The sequence below is a fragment of the Aeromicrobium sp. PFPM2_SD2 genome, assembly GCF_057364525.1.
In genome coordinates, this window is record NZ_JBNFNZ010000223.1 from 1 (window position 1) to 3,982 (window position 3,982).

The window sequence follows — 3,982 nt, forward strand, 5'->3', positions numbered from 1 at the left end:
CGACGGCCGGGGCGCGGGGCCCCCGGCGGTCGGCCGCGGCAGGCCCCTTTGCTCAGCGACGGGCCCCGGAGCGGCCGCGCAGGTACTTGCCCCTCTTGTCGTACGCCCGGGCGGTGCCGGTGCGGATGTCGACGTCGATGCGGCCCTTCGAGAAGTACGCCCGGTACGTCCGCGACGACAGCTTGCGCTCGGACGCCGTCGGGTAGCCCAGGACGCCGCGCGTCTCCCTCAGCGTGCGGTAGAGCTTCTCGGCGGTGCCGTGGACGGCGTAGGCCGACGTGCGGGTCGTGCGCTGGTAGATCGTGCCGCCGTCGAAGCGCTGGTAGCGCCCGGTGGCCGACAGCACCGCGGTCCGCGGGAAGCCCATGACGCCGACGTCGCGGCCCAGGCCGGCGAAGCGCTGCAGGATCTTGCCCTCGACCACCCGCGTGCCGCGTCCGCTCTTGGAGTAGACCTCGGCCTTGGTGAAGATGGTGCGGTAGCCGCCCCCGGTCTGCGTCTCGCCGTAGTAGACGTAGCCGGTGCGTGCGGTGCCGAGCCGCTGGGCGTAGCGCTTCACCGCCGTGTTGTAGCCGGCGATGTAGTTCGCCACCCGGTCGCGCAGGCCGCCGCGCTGGGTGAGCCAGGCGTAGCCGTAGCGACCGGGACAGGCGGTGGCCTTGACGTCGCGGTGGCCCATGATGCGCTGGTACGTGCGGCCGCCGATGCTCACCGTGCCCTTGGCCGGCAGGTAGTGGGTGGCCATGCGCCAGCCGACGAGCTTCACGACCGCGTTCTTGAGCGGCTCGGTCAGCGACGCGGTCTCGTAGTTGCCCATCATCGAGACGCCGACGGTGTACTGGTTGACCGCCGCGACGCCGGCGTGGGCGCCGCGCACCATCTTGGTGACGCCGCCGGCGCGGCCCTCGAAGATCTGGCCGTACTTGTCGACCAGGAAGTTGTAGCCGATGTCGCACCAGCCCAGCGCGTCCATGTGGTACTTCTGCGCGCTGCGGACGATGGAGGCCGACTGGGCCTTGGTGTAGCTGTTGGCGCCGGCGGTGTGGTGCAGGACGACGCCGACGGTGCGGTTGGCCACGCGCGGCGAGTCGCAGGCGCGGGCGGCCTTGGCGCCCCAGCGGGCGCGGGTGATGATCGGCGGCGGGGCGGTGAACGACGGACGTCCGTCGGTGGCCGCGGAGACCAGCTCGATCGGGTCGGCGTCGACGGCGTCGGGGTCCTGCTCGGCGCCCTCGGGCGTGACCGTCTCGTCGGGCAGCACGGTCTCGGGCTCGACGACCTGCTCGGCCTCGCCGGGGTCGACCATGGCGATGGCCAGGTCCTGGGGCACCACGCCGTTGCTGCTGCGGAAGCGGGCGGCGACGCCGTCGGAGTCACCCACCCAGATGCCGTCGGTGCCCTCGACCTTGCCCGAGCCGGGCTCGACCTCGATGCTCTCCCAGTCGCTCCACGTGCCGTCCTGGCGCGTGCGGACGTCGACGACGACGTCCTCGGCCCCGCTGCCGCCGGCCCACGTGACGCCGACCAGCGAGAACCCCTTGACGTCCTCGCGGACGACCTCGGCCACGACCGGGCGCGAGCCGCCGGTGGCCTGGGCCGACGTGCGGGTGGCGGGCACCTGCACCGTGCGCAGCTGCGGCTCGCTGGCCCTCGCCGCCGGTACGACGGCTCCTCGATCCCGGCCTCGGCCTCGGCCGGGGGTGCCGTCGTCTCCGGCGTCGGCTCCGGCGGCCGTCTCCGGCGCCGCGCGACGTGCTCGGCTCCTCCTGCGCGGGCGCGGGCTCCTCGGTCGGCTCGGCGGCGGGCGTCGGCTCCGGCGCCGTCGTCTCCGCGGGGGGCTGGACCTGCACCTGCTCGTCGCCGCCGACGGTGTCCTGCGGGGGGTTCGTGAGGACCGCGACGCCGAGGACGCCGAAGACGGCGGTGGTCACGGTGAGGCGACGGACGAAGCGCCAGGTCTGCATGGGGGAAGTCCAATCCTGGTGGGCATGCGGCAGGTGATGCTGGTGTGACAGGAGTTGCCAGAGAGGATTATGCCTTCAACCATCGGCAGGCGGGAACCCCGATCTGAGGGGTCTCGCCGAGGGAACGTCCGCCCGGAGGGCTCAGATCGTCGTGTGCAGGTGGCGCGCAGCCTCGGCGACCGAGCCCGACAGCGACGGGTAGACCGTGAACGCGCCGGCCACCTGGTCGGCGGTCAGCGACGCCGAGACGGCCAGCGAGAGCACGTGGACGAGCTCGCTGGCGCGCGGCCCGACGATGACGCCGCCGATGACCGTGCCCACGCCGCGGCGGGCGAACAGCTTGACGAAGCCGTCGTGGATGCCCTGCATCTTGGCCCGGGCGTTGGACGCCAGGGGGTAGCTCGCGACGTCGACGAGCATGCCCTGCTCCTGGATCGCCTTCTGCGACAGGCCGACCGTGGCGATCTCGGGCGAGGTGAAGATGTTGCTCGACATCTTGCGCAGGTCCAGGGGGTGCACGGCGTCGCCGAGCAGGTGGGACATGGCGATGCGGCCCTGCTCCGCGGCCACCGAGGCGAGCATGAGCACGCCGGTGCAGTCGCCGGCGGCGTAGATGCCGCGGGCGTGGGTGCGCGAGACCTTGTCGACCTTGACGAAGCCGCCGTCGTCGAGCCGGACGCCGGCCTCCTCCAAGCCCAGGTCGCGGGTGTTGGGGATGGAGCCGAGGGCCAGCAGGCAGTGCGAGCCCTGCACCGTGCGGCCGTCGGTCAGCGTCACGGTGACGGTGTCGCCGTCGCGCACCACCGACTGCATGCGCGAGCGGCCGAGCACGTGCATGCCGCGGCGGCGGAAGACGTCCTCGATGACGTTGGCGGCGTCCTCGTCCTCGCCGGGCAGGACGCGGTCGCGGCTGGAGACCAGGGTGACCTCGACGCCCAGGCCGTTGTAGGCGCTGGCGAACTCCGCGCCCGTGACGCCGGAGCCGACGACGACGAGGTGCTCGGGCAGGGTGGTGAGGCCGTAGAGCTGCTCCCAGGTGAGGATCCGCTCGCCGTCGGGCATCGCGTCGGGGCTGACCCGCGGGTGCGCGCCGGTGGCGACCAGGATCGCATCGGCGTCCACGACCTCGCGCGCGCCGCCGGACTCGACCTCGACCTGCGACGGGCTGGCCACCACGGCCGTGCCGTCGACGATGCGGGTGCCCATCTCGCGCAGCCGGTGCTCGATGTCGCTGGACTGCGCCTCGGCCAGGGAGGTCACGCGGGCGTTGACCGCGGCCATGTCGGCCTTGACCTCGCGCGGGACCTGCACGCCCAGCTCGTTGGCGCCGGCGACCTCGGTGAGGAAGTCCGAGGTCGCGATGAGCGTCTTGCTCGGCACGCAGTCGGTCAGGACCGTCGACCCGCCGATCCCCGTCTTCTCGACGAGGGTCACGTCCGCCCCGAGCCTGCGGGCGACGAGCGCCGCCTCGTAGCCGCCGGGTCCGCCACCGATGATCGCCACGTGAGTCACGTGCGCCATTGTCCCGCAGCGCCCGCCGGGGACGCGAACCGGCTCGCGCGGCTCAGGCGCGGTACTCGTCCAGGCGCCCGGCCAGCTCGGCGAAGAACGCGGTGTTGAGCGCGAACCCGGCCCGCACCTCGGCCAGCACGCGGGCCTTCTGCTCGGCGTCCAGCGGCAGGGCGTCCAGGCGGGCGCGGTAGCCGTCCTTGTACGGCTTGGGCTTCTCGATGCCGGGGAAGGCGTAGAAGCCCAGCGCCTCGGGACCGACGCCGTACGTGCGCCCGACGATGCGGCCGATGGCCAGGCCGCCGGAGAGGTCGCCCAGGTAGCGCGTGTAGTGGTGCGCGACGTAGAGACCGCCCCAGGTGCGGGCCTGCTCGATGCGCTCGGCGTACGCGGCCGTCGCCGCGCTGTTCAGACCGGGCGTCGCGTGCCGGGCCCAGTGGTCGAGGTCGGCGTCGATCGCGGCCAAGCCGCTCGAGCGCCTCGTCGCGCACCGCGGCCACGAGCGGGGT

At 73.3% G+C, this 3,982-nt stretch carries 3 protein-coding genes; all 3 read right to left on the bottom strand.

The features are described from left to right. Positions 1-52 precede the first annotated feature (52 nt). Positions 53-1,624: an N-acetylmuramoyl-L-alanine amidase gene (locus tag AC2W7G_RS10735; RefSeq protein ID WP_485868420.1), complete on the bottom strand. Its 1,572-nt coding sequence runs from the start codon at positions 1,622-1,624 to the stop codon at positions 53-55. Positions 1,625-2,105: 481 nt separating this feature from the next. Beyond that, positions 2,106-3,476, bottom strand: coding sequence for an NAD(P)H-quinone dehydrogenase (locus AC2W7G_RS10740; protein WP_485868421.1), 1,371 nt, complete (start codon positions 3,474-3,476; stop codon positions 2,106-2,108). Between the two features lie 52 nt (positions 3,477-3,528). After that, a partial coding sequence (locus AC2W7G_RS10745; protein ID WP_485868422.1) for a biliverdin-producing heme oxygenase occupies positions 3,529-3,982 on the bottom strand: 454 nt, incomplete at its 5' end.